At 71.8% G+C, this 15,333-nt stretch carries 12 protein-coding genes; 2 read left to right on the plus strand and 10 right to left on the minus strand.

The window, feature by feature from the left end:
* Window positions 1-62 precede the first annotated feature (62 nt).
* The 4 genes from AC5677_RS05990 to AC5677_RS06005 are packed head-to-tail and all read right to left on the minus strand — an operon-like array spanning window position 63 to window position 4,223.
* Complete coding sequence (locus AC5677_RS05990) at window positions 63-1,253, minus strand: thiolase family protein (protein ID WP_497193953.1); 1,191 nt, start codon at window positions 1,251-1,253, stop codon at window positions 63-65.
* Window positions 1,254-1,261: 8 nt separating this feature from the next.
* Window positions 1,262-2,350: a thiolase family protein gene (locus AC5677_RS05995; protein ID WP_497193954.1), complete on the minus strand. Its 1,089-nt coding sequence runs from the start codon at window positions 2,348-2,350 to the stop codon at window positions 1,262-1,264.
* Complete coding sequence (locus AC5677_RS06000) at window positions 2,350-3,297, minus strand: Zn-ribbon domain-containing OB-fold protein (protein ID WP_497193955.1); 948 nt, start codon at window positions 3,295-3,297, stop codon at window positions 2,350-2,352. The genes AC5677_RS05995 and AC5677_RS06000 overlap by 1 nt, the downstream gene beginning before the upstream one ends.
* A gap of 17 nt (window positions 3,298-3,314) precedes the next feature.
* Entirely contained in the window at window positions 3,315-4,223 is a 909-nt protein-coding gene (locus tag AC5677_RS06005) for a crotonase/enoyl-CoA hydratase family protein (RefSeq protein WP_497193956.1), read from the minus strand.
* Between the two features lie 242 nt (window positions 4,224-4,465).
* On the opposite strand from AC5677_RS06005, the gene AC5677_RS06010 reads away from it, so the two are divergent.
* Window positions 4,466-6,094, plus strand: coding sequence for an acyl-CoA synthetase (locus AC5677_RS06010; RefSeq protein WP_497193957.1), 1,629 nt, complete (start codon window positions 4,466-4,468; stop codon window positions 6,092-6,094).
* Between the two features lie 97 nt (window positions 6,095-6,191).
* On the opposite strand, the gene AC5677_RS06015 is transcribed toward AC5677_RS06010, so the two are convergent.
* A complete protein-coding gene (locus AC5677_RS06015) occupies window positions 6,192-6,806 on the minus strand; it encodes a chorismate mutase (protein ID WP_497196522.1) in 615 nt (204 codons plus the stop codon).
* A gap of 415 nt (window positions 6,807-7,221) precedes the next feature.
* A complete protein-coding gene (locus tag AC5677_RS06020) occupies window positions 7,222-7,920 on the minus strand; it encodes an alpha/beta fold hydrolase (RefSeq protein ID WP_497193958.1) in 699 nt (232 codons plus the stop codon).
* A gap of 170 nt (window positions 7,921-8,090) precedes the next feature.
* On the opposite strand from AC5677_RS06020, the gene paaK reads away from it, so the two are divergent.
* The gene (paaK, locus tag AC5677_RS06025; RefSeq protein WP_497196523.1) at window positions 8,091-9,455 is read left to right on the plus strand and encodes a phenylacetate--CoA ligase PaaK; all 1,365 of its coding nucleotides are present in this window, start codon (window positions 8,091-8,093) and stop codon (window positions 9,453-9,455) included.
* A gap of 38 nt (window positions 9,456-9,493) precedes the next feature.
* Here paaK and AC5677_RS06030 read toward each other — a convergent pair whose 3' ends face one another.
* The 4 genes from AC5677_RS06030 to AC5677_RS06045 all read right to left on the minus strand — a co-directional run bounded on the left by AC5677_RS06030 (window position 9,494) and on the right by AC5677_RS06045 (window position 15,253).
* On the minus strand, window positions 9,494-10,294 hold the full coding sequence (locus AC5677_RS06030; protein ID WP_497193959.1) for a VOC family protein: 801 nt from the start codon (window positions 10,292-10,294) through the stop codon (window positions 9,494-9,496).
* A 117-nt stretch (window positions 10,295-10,411) separates the two neighbouring features.
* Window positions 10,412-11,980 (minus strand): acyl-CoA synthetase, encoded by a 1,569-nt coding sequence (locus AC5677_RS06035; protein ID WP_497193960.1) that lies wholly within the window; start codon window positions 11,978-11,980, stop codon window positions 10,412-10,414.
* Between the two features lie 616 nt (window positions 11,981-12,596).
* The gene (locus AC5677_RS06040) at window positions 12,597-14,147 is read right to left on the minus strand and encodes an acyl-CoA synthetase (protein WP_497193961.1); all 1,551 of its coding nucleotides are present in this window, start codon (window positions 14,145-14,147) and stop codon (window positions 12,597-12,599) included.
* Window positions 14,144-15,253 (minus strand): NAD(P)H-dependent flavin oxidoreductase, encoded by a 1,110-nt coding sequence (locus AC5677_RS06045; RefSeq protein ID WP_497193962.1) that lies wholly within the window; start codon window positions 15,251-15,253, stop codon window positions 14,144-14,146. The genes AC5677_RS06040 and AC5677_RS06045 overlap by 4 nt, the downstream gene beginning before the upstream one ends.
* Window positions 15,254-15,333: the final 80 nt, after the last annotated feature.

The following is a 15,333-nucleotide window of genomic DNA, read 5'->3' on the forward strand; positions in this document are numbered from 1 at the left end:
TCGCACCATGCTCGCAGAGCGCCGCGGTGTCCCTGCACGGCCCAGGCCGTCGGGCGGCGGTCCTAGCCTGCCGGGGGTTCGGAGCCCACCAGCCACATGGCGAAGAACTGGGAGCCGCCTCCGTAGGCGTGCCCCAACGCCCGTCGTGCGCCGTCGACTTGATGTTCGCCCGCCTGGCCGCGTACCTGGAGTGCGGCCTCGGCGAAGCGGATCATTCCGGAGGCGCCAATGGGGTTGGTGGACAGGACGCCGCCGGAAGGGTTGACGGGGAGGTCGCCGTCCAGTTCCGTGACGCCGGACTCGGTGAGCTTCCAGCCCTCGCCCTCGTCGGCGAAGCCGAGGTTCTCCAGCCACATCGGCTCGTACCAGGAGAACGGGACGTACATCTCGACGGCGTCGATCTCGCGGCGGGGGTCGGTGATGCCCGCCTGGCGGTAGACGTCGGCGGCGCAGTCCTTGCCCGCCTGCGGGGAGACGAAGTCCTTGCCGGCGAAGAGGGTGGGTTCGCTGCGCATCGCGCCGCCGTGGACCCAGGCTGGAGGGTGGGGTGCGCGCGCGGCGCCGGTGCGGTCGGTGAGGATCATGGCGCAGGCGCCGTCGGAGGAGGGGCAGGTCTCGGAGTAGCGGATCGGGTCCCAGAGCATGGGGGACGCCTGGACCTTTTCGAGGGTGAGGCCGGCTTCGTGGAGGTGGGCGTAGGGGTTCTTCAGGGCATTGCGGCGGTCCTTGTAGGCGACGAGGGAGCCAACCGTGTCCGGGGCGCCGGAGCGGCGCATATAGGCGCGGACGTGCGGGGCGAAAAAGCCGCCGGCGCCGGCGAGCAGGGGCTGCTGGAAGGGGATGGGCAGGGACAGGCCCCACATGGCGTTGGACTCGGACTGCTTCTCGAAGGCGAGGGTCAGGACCGTGCGGTGGACCCGGGCGGCGACGAGGTTGGTGGCGACCAGTGCGGTGGAGCCGCCGACGGAGCCCGCGGTGTGCACGCGCAGCATCGGCTTGCCGACGGCGCCGAGCGCGTCGGCGAGGTAGAGCTCCGGCATCATCACGCCCTCGAAGAAGTCGGGGGCCTTGCCGATGACGACGGCGTCGATGTCGGCCCAGGTCAACTGGGCGTCTTCCAGGGCGCGTCGGGCGGCCTCGCGGACGAGTCCGGCGATCGAGACATCGCGCCGGGCGGCGACGTGTGCGGTCTGTCCGATGCCGACGACGGCCACCGGCTCTTTCCCTGTCGGGGCCTTGCTCCTGACGGTCATGACGCTTCTCACTCACCTTCCAGGACGGCGACCAGGTTCTGCTGCAGGCACGGCCCCGAGGTGGCGTGCGCGAGGGCGCGGTCGGACTCCCCGCGCTGGATACGGGCGGCGGCCTCGCCGAGGCGGATGAGGCCGGCGGCCATGGCGGGGTTGGCGGCCAGTGCGCCCCCGGACGGATTGATCCGGACGGTGGAGCCGGGCGCGTCGAGTGCGAGGGCGCGGCGCAGGACGACTTCCTGGGAGGTGAAGGGGGCGTGCAGTTCGGCGGTGTCGACCGGCCCGTCGAAGGCTCCGGCGCGTTCGGCGGCGAGGCGGGTGGAGGGTGAGTCGGTGAGATCGCGGACGCCCAGGCTGTGTGCCTCGATGCGGTGATCGAGGCCGCGGATCCAGGCGGGGCGGTCGCAGAGAGCGCGGGCGGTGTCGCCGACGGCGAGGACGACGGCGGCCGCGCCGTCGCTGACGGGCGGGCAGTCGCCGGTGCGCAGGGGGGCGACGACGGGGGCGCCGCCGGACCGGGTGCCGCCGCGCAGCTGGGCGTGCGGGTTGGACTCGGCGGAGGTGCGGCTGCGGGCCGCGATACCGGCCAGTTGGCGTTCGTCGGTCAGTCCCGCGTCGATCAGGGCCTGGGCCTGGAGGGCGGCCAGCGCGACGGAGTCGGGCCACAGCGGGGCCACGTAATAGGGGTCGAGCTGGCGGGTGAGGACCTCGCGGACGTCGCCGGGCGAGGATTTGCCGTACGCGTAGACCAGCGCGGTCTCGGCCTCTCCGGTCAGGAGCTTGACCCAGGCCTCGTACAGCGCCCAGGCGCCGTCCATCTCGACATGGGATTCGGAGATCGGCGGCCAGGCTCCGACGCCGTCCAGCGCCATGGTGAAGGAGAAGGCGCGGCCCGCAAGGTAGTCGCTGGAGCCGGAGCAGGTGAAGCCGATGTCGCCGGCCTTGAGGCCGGTCTGTGCCAGGACGTCATGGAGCACCGGCATCAGCATTTCGACCTCGGAGGTCTCCGTGCTGTCGCGGATGTGCGCACTCTGCCCGAAGGCGACGATGGCGACCTCGCGCCCCGGACCGCGCACCGGATCCCGCTCTGGCTCGGGCATCAGATCAGCTCCTTGTAGCTGTCGTAGTCGGCGTCGGGTTCGCCGGTGGGGCGGTAGTGGTCGGGGAAGCGCCCGCCCTCGCTCCATACGGGTTCGACGCGCAGGCCCATGCGGACCTGGTCGTAGGGGATGCCGCCGATCCGGGCGTGCAGGGCGAGATCGGCGCCGTCGAGGGCGATATGGGCGTAGACGTAGGGGACTTCGATGTCGAGGTTCTTGGCCTTGATGTTGACGATGCAGAAGGTGGTGACGGTGCCGCGGGGGCCGACCTCGACCTGGGTGTCGGTGGCGACGCCGCAGGTGGGGCAGGCGCCGCGGGGCGGGACGTACACCTTGCGGCAGGAGGGGCAGCGTTCGCCGATGGTCTTGTGGTCGGCGAGCGCCTGGATGTAGCGGGACTGGGCGCGGCCGGGCGAGTAGGTGTAGTCGAGGCGGGCGGGGGCGGTGATGCCGGTGACGGGGTCGGCGAACTCGCCGCTGTGCGGCGTCGGTCCGGTGGTGGGCTCGTCGGCGCCGGCCGGTTCGAAGCAGGCGATGTCGGTGATCGCGCCGGTGCGTTCGGCGGCCCAGCGGATGGTGACCCGCATGCCGGTGTGTACGGCTTCGGGGCCGGGTGCGTCCAGGGCGTGCAGCAGCGCGGTGTCGGCGCCGTCGAGCCGGACCAGGACCCAGGCGAAGGGGGTCCGCAGGGGCTGGCCGCGCCGCGGGGCCGGGTTCCAGGCCCAGGTGGTGACCGTGCCGCTGGTGCCGACCTCGACGAGATCGCGGATCTCCTCGGCGGTGACCGGGTCGTATTCGGTGGGCGGTACGACGACCCGGCCGTCGCTCGTGGTGACGCCGAGGACGGTGCGTTCGCGCAGCCCGGTGAGGAAGGCGCTCTGTACGGGGCCGAGCGAGCGGGTGAAGGGGAATTCGACGACGAGGGGCGCCGAGAGGACTTCTGGCATGCGGGGCTCCGTAGGTGTCAGGCGCGCCGGTAGACGGGCGGGCGTTTCTCCGCGAAGGCCCGGGAGCCCTCTTTGGCGTCGGCGGTGTCGAAAATCGGCCAGCCGCGGGCGAGTTCGGCCTCGAGCCCGTCGGTCTCGGTCATCTCGGCGGTCTCGTAGACGGATGCCTTGACGGCCTCGACGGCGAGCGGCCCGCAGGCGTTGATCCGTTCGGCGATCTCCAGGGCCGCGCCGAGCGCGGTGCCGTCCGGCACGACATGGCCGATCAGTCCGATGCGCGCGGCCTCGGCCGCCGGGTACGGGCGGCCGCTGAGCAGCATTTCGAGGGCGTGGGTGCGCGGGATCTGGCGGGCGAGCCGGACCGTGGAGCCGCCGATGGGGAACAGTCCCCGCTTGACCTCGAAGAGTCCGAAGGTCGCGCTCTCGCCGGCGACGCGGATGTCGGTGCCCTGGAGGATCTCCGTACCCCCCGCGACGCAGTGGCCCTCGACGGCGGCGATCACCGGTTTGCGCGGGCGGTGGTGCCGCAGCATCGCCTTCCAGTGCAGGTCGGGGTCGTCGCGCAGGCGGTCGCGGTACTGCTGGCCCGCCATGCCGTTGCCGGCCAGGGCCTTCAGGTCCATTCCGGCGCAGAAGGTGCCGCCGGCGCCGGTGAGGACGATGGAGCGGATGTCGTCGTCCTCGTCGGCCGCGATCCAGCCGTCGTACAGGCCCACCAGCATCGGCAGGGAGAGGGCGTTCTTCGCCTCGGGCCGGTTGAGGGTCAGCACCAGCGTGGCGCCGACGCGGGTCACGGTCAGATGCTCCGTGCCGGCCGTCTCCTGCTTGCCGCGTCGTCCGTCCGGGCTTCCCGTTGCGTCTGCGGTGCCCGCTTCCTCTGCGGTGCCCGTTCCCACCGCGGCGCCCGTTCCCTCCGCACCGCTCATTCGCTCAGCGCTGCTCGTTCCCTTCGCACTTCCCGTTCCGTCCGTACCACCCATTCCGTCCTCCCGTCTCAAGGCGTAGAACAGGTTGCAGTAGCCGCACGGCGACTTCAAGGCTTTTCTGACACTCAGTCAGATTTCTTGGCCGCGCCCCTTCCCTGCTCCCCTCCCCGACGCTCTAATGACCGCCGAGGCCCGGTCCGGCGGACCGGACCGAACCGATGCCCGCCCGGTCTGGAGGAGACGTGGAGTACAACCTTGCCGACCTCTTCGAGTCGATCGTCGACACGGTTCCCGACCGCGAGGCGCTGGTGTACGTCGATCACCCGGGAACCGGCGCCGAACGCCGCCTCACCTACGCGGAACTGGACCGCGCCGCCAACCGCCTCGCCCACCACCTGAGCGACCGCGGCATCGGCCCCGGCCAGCACGTCGGCCTGCATCTGTACAACGGCATCGAATATCTCCAGGCCGCCTACGCCTGTCTGAAGATCCGCGCCGTGCCGGTCAACGTCAACTACCGCTACGTCGAGGAAGAGCTGGTCTACCTCTACCGGGACGCCGACCTGGTGGGCCTGGTCTTCGACGCGGAGTTCACCGAGCGCGTGGCCGCCGCCCTCCCACAGGCGCCCGGTCTGCGGCATCTCGTACGGGTCGGCACGCCGCCCGCCGGTGCCCCCGAGCCCGCGCTCGCCCCGGTGGCCCTGGCGGACGCCGAGGCCGACGGGTCACCCGCACGCGGCTTCGGCCCGCGCTCCGCCGACGACCAGATCGTCATCTACACCGGCGGCACGACCGGGATGCCCAAGGGTGTGATGTGGCGCCACGAGGACATCTTCTTCTCCGGAATGGGCGGCGGCGCACCGACCGGCGAGCCGGTGAAACGGCCCCAGGAACTGGCCGAGCGGGTCGCGGCGGGCGGCGAGGGTCTCGTGTTCTTCCCCACGCCCCCGCTGATGCACGGCACTTCCACCCTCACCGCGTTCATCGCCTTCCACTTCGGCCAGAAGGTCGTCATTCACCGCAAGTACGTGCCGGAGGAGGTACTGCGGACCGTCGCGCGCGAGAAGGTGACCAGCGTGTCGCTGGTCGGCGATGCGATGCTGCGCCCGCTCGTCGATGCGCTCGACGGGCCGCTCAGGGGCACCGACTGCTCGTCCCTCTTCAGCGTCAGCAGCTCCGGCGCGATCCTCTCCGAGACCGTACGGTCGCAGTTCAGCGCGCTGGTTCCGAACGCCATGCTGCTCAACAACTTCGGCTCCTCGGAATCCGGCTTCAACGGCACCGCGACGGAGGACTCCGGCCCGGATACGGGATTCCGGCTGCGGGTCAACTCCCGCATGGCGGTGGTGGATCCGGCCACCCATGAGCCGGTCGGGGTGGGCGAGCCGGGCCGTCTCGCGCTGCGCGGACACGTACCGCTGGGGTACTACAACGACCCGAAGAAGACCGCGGAGACGTTCTTTGAGTCGGGCGGGGACCGGTGGGTGCTGCTGGGGGACATGGCGACCGTCGACCCCGAGGGCATAGTCACCGTCCTCGGCCGGGGGTCGCAGTGCATCAACTCCGGCGGCGAAAAGATCTATCCGGAGGAGGTCGAGCAGGCGCTGAAGGCCCATCCGGATGTGTACGACGCGCTGGTGGCGGGGGTGCCGGACGCGCGGTGGGGGAACCGGGTCGCGGCCGTCGTCCAACTCCGCTCCGGGGCCGAACCGCTGGACCTCTCCGGCATACAGGATCACTGCCGTACCCGGCTGGCGGGGTACAAGATCCCGCGGGCCGTCGTCTTCACCGACCGTATCCAGCGTTCGCCCAGCGGGAAGGCGGATTACCGGTGGGCGAAGGCGGTGGTGGCGGGCGAGCGGGAGGGGTGACGGGCGGCGGGCGGCAGGTGAGGGGCTGCGGGTGAGGGGGCGGCGCGGCCGGTCGTCGGCGGCCCGCCCCCGGCCGGTGGGCCGCCCGGCAGGGGCCTCAGCCGCAGACCGAGCGCAGCGAGCGGGCCAGCGCCACGGTATGCAGTGCGTCCAGGCGCCGTTCGTACCGCACCTGGACGGCGGCCCCGGCCTCCAGCGGACCGCAGTACGGCGCGGAGCGGGCCGGTGACGAAGCGGCGATGGCGCGCACCAGCTCGCCGTTGATGCGGTTGATCTTCTCCCGCACCTCGTTCAGGTCCGGCCGCTCGGTGGGGGCCTGGGCCGGGTCGGCGTCCCATTGGCGGTGCAGCCCGCGCTGCACGATCTTGCTCGCCTCGATCTGGTCCCGGAAGATCCGCACCGTCGCCTCGGGATCGGCGCCCAACTGCCGCGCCTGGGCCGCGACCGAGTCCAGTACGACCTGTTCCCGGGCCGGATCGTCGATCGGGCTCCCGGTGCCCCACTTCGCCGCGGCCACCAGGTCGCCGGTGGCCAGCCGCTCGGCGGACAGCGCGGCGAGCGGACGGAGTTGGGCGTACGGGGAGGTCGCGGCGGGGGCATGGGCGACGGCGCGCGCGGGGGCCGCCGTCGGGTGCGCCGGGGCGGCGACGGCACCACCGGCTGCGGCGAACAGCAGGGTCGCGGTGGCACCGGCGATCAGCGCGCGGCGCATCGGGCTGGTCGGCTGCACGGCCGTCCTTTCTCTCAACTCTCTCAGGTCTCTCAGCTCTCTCAACTCACTGCACTCACTGCACTCACCGCACTCTCTCAACGGAAAGCACTGCGGGTGGCGGGGAGTTGGCCTGTCGGGTCACCGTACGGCACCCGGACTGCGGCCGTCCGGGCGTACCGGGTCAGGAGCGGGCGAGGGCGAACGCGGACGCGGCACGGCCCGCCACGGCCACCTCCGCGCCCCGGCACGATCCCCTGTGGACTGGAAGCGGCCGGCCAGCTCCAGGGCGGGCAGCGGGCGATACCGCCCCGGGACCGCTTCGTAGAGCCTGGGAACGCCGGTCGGCCCGTACGGGCCGAGGGCATGGCATCGTGCTGGCGTACGGCTACACCACCCTGTGACGCGGTGCCGCGCGCTACGACCGCGCGGCCAGGAAGGACGTCACCGCCGCCAGGAACTCCCCCGGACGCTCCTCGTGAACGAGATGGCCGGCGCCCTCGATGGTCACCAGGCGAGCATCGGGGATCCGGTCGGCCACCTCGGCGAGGTGGTGCTGCGGGATGTGGCTGGTGGGGCCGCCCGCGATGACGAGGGTGGGCGCGCTGATCTTCGCCAGGGCGTCCCGGTCGAAGGCGTGGGGCGTATTGCGCTCCGCGACCACCGCGATCTTGGCCCGCCAGTCGAACGACTGCGGCCCCTCCGGCCGCTCGGGCACCTCCTGCGGGGGATCGGACGGCACCGGCGGCGCGGCTTCCTCCAGGACCAGCCTGTCCACCAGCTCGGGGCGGTCCGCGGCCAGCAGCAGCGCGGTCACGGCTCCCAGCGAGTGCCCGATGAGGGTGACCCGTCCCAGACCGAGGGCCGTCACAAAACCGATCGCGTCGTCCCGCCACCGCGCGAAGCCGTACTCCCCCGGCCAGTCACTGTGTCCATGACCCCGCTGGTCGAGGGCGAAAACGCGATGGGTGCCGGCGAGCCGGCCGACCACGCCGCGCCAGTCCTCACCGTCCTCCCCGAGACAGTGCAGCAGCACGGCCGGCGGCGCATCCGGCTCACCCCACACCCGGTATGCCAGCTGGACCTCACCGACCTGCACTTTCCGGACGTCACTCATGCGCTGGACGCTACCCGCGAGCGGCATGCGGCACGCCCCTTGACGTGTCCGCCGCGCGCTGATTACTTGGATCCGCATCCAGCTACCGAATGATCGGTAGGGAGACGAGGCGGTGACACTCCATGCCGGAAACGGCCAGGGAAGCGGCTACGGGCATGCCTTCGGAATCTATGGGCTCTTCGGGTCTTTCAGGCTCCTCAGGTCTTTCAGGCTCCTCAGGTGCCTCGGGCAGCGGCGCGCGCGAGACGTTCGACGACGCGGAACGGCTCTCCCTGGAGGCCTTGCGCGAGCTGCAGCTGACCCGGCTGCGCGCCTCGTTGCGGTATGCGTATGACCGCGTGCCGTTCTACCGGGAGTCGTTCGACCGCGCCGGGGTACACCCCGACGACTGCCGTTCGCTCGCCGATCTCGCCCGCTTCCCCTTCACCGTCAAGGACGACCTGCGCGCCCAATACCCCTTCGGGATGTTCGCCGTCCCGAAGGAGGAGGTACGCCGCATTCATGCCTCCAGCGGCACCACCGGACGGCCGACGGTCGTCGGCTATACCGAGCGCGATCTCTCCCACTGGGCGGATGTCGTCGCCCGCTCGATCCACGCGGCGGGCGGACGCCCCGGGCACACCGTCCATATCGCCTACGGCTATGGGCTGTTCACCGGCGGCCTCGGCGCGCACTACGGCGCGGAGCGGCTCGGCTGTACGGTCGTGCCGGCGTCGGGCGGGATGACCGGGCGGCAGGTCCAGATCATCCAGGACTTCCGCCCCGAGATCATCATGGTGACGCCGTCGTACATGCTCACCCTCCTGGACGAGTTCGAGCGGCAGGGCATCGATCCCCGTACGACCTCCCTCAAAGTGGGCATCTTCGGTGCCGAGCCATGGACCCAGGAGATGCGCCGGGAGATCGAGGAACGGTTCGCGATCGACGCCGTGGACATCTACGGCCTGTCGGAGGTCATGGGACCGGGCGTCGCCCAGGAGTGCCTGGAGACCAAGGACGGGCTGCACATCTGGGAGGACCACTTCTATCCGGAGGTGGTCGATCCGTTCACCGGCGAGGTGCTGCCGGACGGTGAGCACGGCGAGTTGGTCTTCACCTCGCTCACCAAGGAAGCCATGCCGGTCATCCGCTACCGCACCCGTGATCTGACCCGGCTGCTGCCCGGCACCGCGCGCGCCGCCTTCCGCCGGATGGAGAAGATCACCGGGCGCAGCGACGACATGATCATCCTGCGCGGCGTCAATCTCTTCCCCGCGCAGATCGAGGAGATCGTGCTGCGCACGCCGGGCGTCGCCCCGCACTTCCAGCTGCGGCTGACCCGCCAGGGCCGGATGGACCATCTGACCGTACGCGCCGAAGCCCGGCCGGATGCGACTCCCGAGGAGCGCACGGCGGCCGTCGGGGCGATCGCGCGGAGCGTCAAGGACGGCATCGGGGTCTCGGTCGCGGTCGAGATCGTCGATCCCGAGACGCTGGAGCGCTCGGTCGGCAAGATCAAACGCATCGTGGACGCGCGTCCGCGGGGCGAGGCCTAGCGGGCCCATGGGCATGCCTCTCCACCTGCTCGGCCGGGTCAGGACGTGCTCGGCTCGCCCTTGATCAGGGCGAATGCCGCGCCCGCGGGGTCCAGGAGCATGGCCAGCCGGCCGACGCCCGGTGCGTCGCTCGGGGGAATGAGGACCGTGGCGCCGCGGGAGGTGGCCGCGCCGAACGTCGCGTCGCAGTCGGTCACGCCGAAGTACGGGTGCCATTCGGACGTCGAGCCTGCCTGGAGGTGGTCCTTCTGGAGCTGCAGGATGCCGCCCTGCCCGGTGTCGCCCTCCTTGCCGCCGCCGGGCGAGGAGACGACGGAGTACACCATGTCGCCGCCCATCGGCATGTCCTGGTAGTCCCAGGAGAAGACCGAGGCGTAGAAGTCCTTCGCGGCGGCCGCATCGGTGGTGTACAGCTCGGTCCAGCAGAGGGTGTTCGCTTCCATGACCGTCTCCAGGCCCGGGGTGTCACCGGGCTGCCATACGGCGAAATCGGCGCCCGTCGGGTCGGTGAAGGCGGCCAGCCGCCCGGCGGTGAAGACATCCATCGGCGGGACGCGGACCGCGCCGCCCGCCTGCTCTACGGCCTTGGCCGTGGCGTCCGCGTCGGCGGCGTGGAAGTACGCCGTCCAGGAAGAGCTCGCGCCCTCCTCCGTCAGCGGGCCGACGGCGCCGACGGTCCTGCCGTCGAGCTGGAAGAAGCCGTAGCCGCCGGCCTCCGGGCCCGCCGACTGGAAGGTCCAGCCGAAGACGCCGGCGTAGAAATCGACGGCGGCGTCGATGTCGGGCGCCCCGAGGTCGAGCCAGTTCGGTGTGCCGGGGACGTAATGGGTGGTCAGCATCGTCGCTCCTCCTGTGCGCTGCGTGCCGATCGGGGTCGTGCGCGGGAGGTGCACGGCCGTATTTCCGATCACTCTCAGCATGGCAGGGGGCACTGACAGTCGGCCTTCGCGCGCTGCTCAGGGCGCGCCGAAGCGGTTCCGCAGCTCTCGCTTGAGGACCTTGCCGCTGGCGTTGCGCGGCAGCGCGTCCACGAACATCACCCGCTTGGGCGCCTTGAACGGCGCGAGGCGGGCGCGGGCGGCGTCGATCAGCTCCCGCTCGCTCACCTCGCCGCCGGCACCCTCACCGTCGCCACTGCTGCCACTGCCGCCGTTGACCGTCGTGCGCCGTACGACCACGGCGGTCACCGCCTCGATCCATCGCTCGTCCGGCAGCCCGATGACCGCGACCTCGGCAACCTGCGGATGCTCGTAGAGCACGTCCTCCACCTGGCGGGAAGCGACCAGTACGCCGCCGGAGTTGATGACGTCCTTGACCCGGTCGACGACGGTGAAATAGCCCTCCGCGTCGCGCACGGCGAGGTCGCCGGAGTGGAACCAGCCGTCCCGGAAGGCCTCGGCGGTCTCCTCGGGCTTGTCCCAGTAGCCGGCGCACAGCTGCGGTGAGCGGTAGACGACCTCGCCACGGCTGCCGTCCGGCACCTCCCGGCCCGCCTCATCGACCACCCGCGCCTCCACGAACAGCACGGGGCGTCCGCAGGAGTCCATCCGGCCCTCGTGTTCGTCCGGGCCGAGCACGGTGGCCAGCGGGCCGATCTCGCTCTGCCCGAAGCAGTTGTAGAAGGCGAGGGAGGGCAGCCGGGCACGCAGCCGCTCCAGGACCGGTACGGGCATGATCGAGGCGCCGTAGTACGCCTTGCGCAGGCCGCTCAGCTCCCGTACCGCGAAGTCCGGGTGGTTCGAGAGCGCGATCCAGACGGTCGGCGGCGCGAACAGGCTGTCCGCCCGGCCCGCTTCGACCAGGTCGAAGATCCGGCCCGGATCGGGCCCGTCCAGGATGACGTTCTCCGCCCCGACCGCTAGATAGGGCAGCAGGAAGACGTGCATCTGCGCGGAGTGGTAGAGCGGGAGGGAGTGCAGCGGCCGGTCGGTCTCGTTGAGGTCCAGGGCGACGATGGCGCTGGTGTATTCGTGCACCAGCGCGCTGTGCGTCATCATCGCGCCCTTGGGGAGGGCGGTGGTGCCCGAGGTGTAGAGCAGCTGGACGAGAACATCGCCGTCCGCCGACGGCTGTGCCGGGTCCGGCCCGCCCGCGGCTTCCGTGGCCGTGGGCAGCCGCTCCAGCAGTCCTTCGGGGGCGTCGTGCAGCGGCATGGTGCGTACCGAGGGGGGCAGCCGGTGGGCGAGGGCGGGGTCGGTGAGGACGAGCGCGCTGCCGGACTGATCCAGGATGTAGCTCAGGTCCTCGCCGGTCAGGCCGTGGTTGACCGGAACGTGCACCAGGCCGGCGCGGGCGCAGGCCAGGAAGCCGATCAGGTACGCGTCGGAGTTGTGCCCGTACGAGGCAACGCGGTCGCCCGGCCGGAGGCCCTCCCCCAGCAGCACCCGGGCCGCGGCCGTCACCGCCTCGTCCAGCTCGCGGTAGGTCCAGGCCCGCTCGGCGTACCGGACCGCCGTCCGCTCGGGCACCCGCCGCGCGCTGCGCCGCAGTACCCCGTCCACCGTGTTGCTCCGCGCTTCCGTCATGGCGTGATCCTCGGGGCCACCTGATGCCCGGTCAAGCCCTGTGGACAACGCGCCGCCGGGCCGGGACCTGCCCGGCCCGGCCCTGCTCGCCCGTGCCTGGTCCCGACCGGCTGTGCCCGGCCCTGACCACGCGTGCCCGGCCCTGACCGACGGTGCCCGGTTCTGCCCGCCCCTGGGTTGTTTCCCCGCCGCCCACCCCGGTGTTGTTGTTTCCCCGCCGCCCACCCCGGTGTTGTTGTTTCCCCGCCGCCCACCCCGGTGTTGTTGTTTCCCCGCCGCCCACCCCCCTTCGGGGGGTGGGCGGGTGGAGGAGCGCGGGGCGCGGCGCGGGGCTGCGGTGCGGGGCTGCGGTGCGGGGCGCGGGGCTGTGGCGCGCGGTGCGGGGCGCGACGGGGCGAGGCGCGGGGCTGCGGCGCGGGGCTGCAGCGCGGGGCTGCAGCGCGGGGCTGCGGCGCGGGGCTGCGGCGCGGGGCTGCAGCGCGGGGCCCGCCGCGCGGTGCGCGACGCGGGGCGCGGCGCGAAGCGCAGCTCAGGCCGCAGCTCGGAGCCCGCCGCCCAAACATGCCTCAGCGCCATCCACACAGGCCTCCAAACACGCACGCCGCTCCCAGCAGCCCTAAACCGCCCGCTCCCGCCCCGCCCAGTACGGGTCCCGGAGTCGCCGCTTGTAGAGCTTGCCGTTGGGGTCGCGGGGCAGGGCGTCGACGAAGTCGACGGAGCGGGGGCGTTTGTAGCCCGCCAGCTGCGCCTCGCAGTGGGCGAGGATCTCGTCGGCGAGCGCGGGCCCCGCCTCGTAGCCGTCGGCCGGTTCGACGACGGCCTTGACCTGCTCGCCCCAGTCGTCGTGCGGGATGCCGAAGGCGGCCGCGTCGGCGACGGCGGGGTGGGCGAGGAGGGCGGACTCGATCTCGGCGGGGTAGATGTTGACGCCGCCGGAGATGATCATGTCGATCTTGCGGTCGCGGAGGAAGAGATAACCGTCCTCGTCCAGATAGCCGAGGTCGCCGACGGTGAAGAAGTCGCCGATGCGGTTCTTCTTCGTCTTGCCCTCGTCCTTGTGGTAGCTGAAGCCGCCGGTGGTCATCTTCATGTAGACGGTGCCCAGTTCGCCGGGCGGCAGCCGGTTGCCGTCGTCGTCGAAGACCGCCAGCTCGCTGATCGGCCAGGGCCTCCCCACCGTGCCGGGCTTCTTGAGCCAGTCCTCGGCGGTGGCGAAGGCGCCGCCGCCCTCGCTGGCCGCGTAGTACTCCTCGACGCAGCCGCCCCACCAGTCGATCATGGCGCGTTTGACGTGGTCGGGGCAGGGCGCGGCGCCATGGATGGCGTGCCGCATGGAGGTGACGTCGTAGGACGCCCGCACCTCCTCGGGGAGCGCGAGGAGCCGATGGAACTGGGTGGGCACCATGTGGGTGTGGGTGCACCGGTGCGCGTCGATCAGGGCCAGCATGTCCTGTGCGGTCCACTTGTCCATCAGGACGAGGCGGTGCCCGATGTGCAGCGAGGCACCGGCGAACTGGAGTACGGCGGTGTGGTAGAGCGGCGAGCAGACGAGGTGCACGTTGTCGTCGAACGGCTTGATGCCGAAGATGCCGAGGAAGCCGCCGAGGTAGGTCTCCTCGGGGGGCTTGCCGGGTAGCGGGCGGCGAATGCCGTGGGGGCGTCCGGTGGTGCCCGAGGTGTAGTTCATGACCCAGCCCAGGGTGCGGCCGGCGGGCGCGGACTCCGGTTGTCCGGCCAGGAGTTCGGGGTACGGGCGGAAGCCGTCGACCGCGCCCACGGCGTACCGCCGGGCGGCCGGGAGCCCCGCCTCGTCGGCGGCCTGGCGCGCGGCGGCGCCGTACCGCTCGTGGGCGATCAGTACCTTCGCGCCGGAGTCGGCGACGATCCAGGCGATCTCGGGGCCGACCAGGTGGTGGTTGACGGGGACGAGATAGAACCCGGCCTGGGACGCGGCCAGATAGGCGGTGAGGAACTCGACGCCGTTGGGGAGGACGACGGCGAAGGCGTCGCCGCGCTCCAGGCCCGCCGCGCGCAGTCCGTGGACCAGTTGGTTGACGGCGGCGTGCAGGCGGCCCGCGGTCCACTCCTCGCCGTCCGGGGCGATCAGGACGGTGCGGTCCGGGTCGGTGGTGGCCTGTGCCCAGAAGCCGTTGGGGGGCTGGCTCACTGCTGGCTCCTTCCGGCGATGCGGTTGATGCGGTCGATGGCCCGCTCGAAGCCGCGGGTGAGGTCGTCGAACACGGCCTGGACGCTGCGTTCGCTGTTCATCCGGCCGACGATCTGGCCGACCGGGGTGCCGAGCAGCGGCTCGACCTCATGGCGCTGGATGCGGGAGTTGGCCTCGGCGACCAGCAGTCCTTGCAGCGGCATGGGGAGCGGACCGGGGCCGCCGGGGTCGTCCCAGGCGTCGGTCCATTCGGTACGCAGCTGGCGGGCGGGCTTGCCGGTCAGGGCGCGGGAGCGGACGGTGTCGCCGGCGCCCGCGGCGAGCAGTTTGGCGGTCAGCCGGCGGGAGTGCAGCTCGGCTTCCTCGGTGGTCAGCCAGATCGAGCCGAGCCAGACGCCCTGGGCGCCGAGGGCCAGGCCGGCGGCGATCTGTTCGCCGGTGCCGATGCCGCCGGCGGCGAGTACGGGCAACGGGTCGACGGCGGCGACCACTTCGGGGGTGAGGACCATGGTGGCGATCTCGCCGGTGTGCCCGCCGGCCTCGTAGCCCTGGGCGACGACGATGTCGATTCCGGCCGCCTTGTGGTGCTGCGCGTGGCGCGGGCTGCCGGCCAGTGCGGCGACGAGGACGCCGTGGTCATGGGCGCGCCGGATGACGTCGGGCGGCGGCGAGCCGAGAGCGTTGGCGAGGAGCTTGATCGGATAGTCGAAGGCGACATCGAGCTGGTTGCGGGCGACCTGCTCCATCCAGCCGGTGATCCGCCAGCCGGATTCCTCCCCGTCGGCGAGCTGCGGCACCTGGTACTTGTCGAGGAGCCCCGCGACGTAACGGCGGTGTTCCTCGGGAATCATCGCCTCCACATCGGCCTCGGTGACGCCTTCCACCTTCTTGGCGGGCATCACGACGTCGAGGCCGTACGGCAGGCCGTCGGTGTGGTCCTGCATCCAGTCGAGGTCGCGGGCCAGTTCGTCGGGCGCGGTGTAGCGGACCGCGCCGAGCACCCCGAAGCCGCCCGCCCGGGTGATCGCCGCGGCGACCGCGGGGAAGGGCGTGAACCCGAAGACGGCGTGCTCGACGCCCAGCGTGTTGCTCAGCTCCGTCTGCATGGGCGCAGGATGCCGCAGCGGGGCGCGGGAGGGAAGAGACTTTCTGATGCTGCGTCAGAAACTCGCGTGGGACGGGCCCG

The sequence above is a fragment of the Streptomyces sp. JLSY215 genome (assembly GCF_059682825.1).

Coding starts and splice junctions, on each gene's coding strand:
- AC5677_RS06020 (WP_497193958.1), bottom strand. CDS start 7,920: ATGAGTGACGTCCGGAAAGTGCAGGTCGGTGAGGTCCAGCTGGCATAC.
- AC5677_RS05990 (WP_497193953.1), bottom strand. CDS start 1,253: ATGACCGTCAGGAGCAAGGCCCCGACAGGGAAAGAGCCGGTGGCCGTC.
- AC5677_RS06000 (WP_497193955.1), bottom strand. CDS start 3,297: ATGCCAGAAGTCCTCTCGGCGCCCCTCGTCGTCGAATTCCCCTTCACC.
- AC5677_RS06035 (WP_497193960.1), bottom strand. CDS start 11,980: ATGACGGAAGCGCGGAGCAACACGGTGGACGGGGTACTGCGGCGCAGC.
- AC5677_RS06030 (WP_497193959.1), bottom strand. CDS start 10,294: ATGCTGACCACCCATTACGTCCCCGGCACACCGAACTGGCTCGACCTC.
- AC5677_RS06005 (WP_497193956.1), bottom strand. CDS start 4,223: ATGAGCGGTGCGGAGGGAACGGGCGCCGCGGTGGGAACGGGCACCGCA.
- paaK (WP_497196523.1), top strand. CDS start 8,091: ATGGGCTCTTCGGGTCTTTCAGGCTCCTCAGGTCTTTCAGGCTCCTCA.
- AC5677_RS05995 (WP_497193954.1), bottom strand. CDS start 2,350: ATGCCCGAGCCAGAGCGGGATCCGGTGCGCGGTCCGGGGCGCGAGGTC.
- AC5677_RS06015 (WP_497196522.1), bottom strand. CDS start 6,806: ATGCGCCGCGCGCTGATCGCCGGTGCCACCGCGACCCTGCTGTTCGCC.
- AC5677_RS06045 (WP_497193962.1), bottom strand. CDS start 15,253: ATGCAGACGGAGCTGAGCAACACGCTGGGCGTCGAGCACGCCGTCTTC.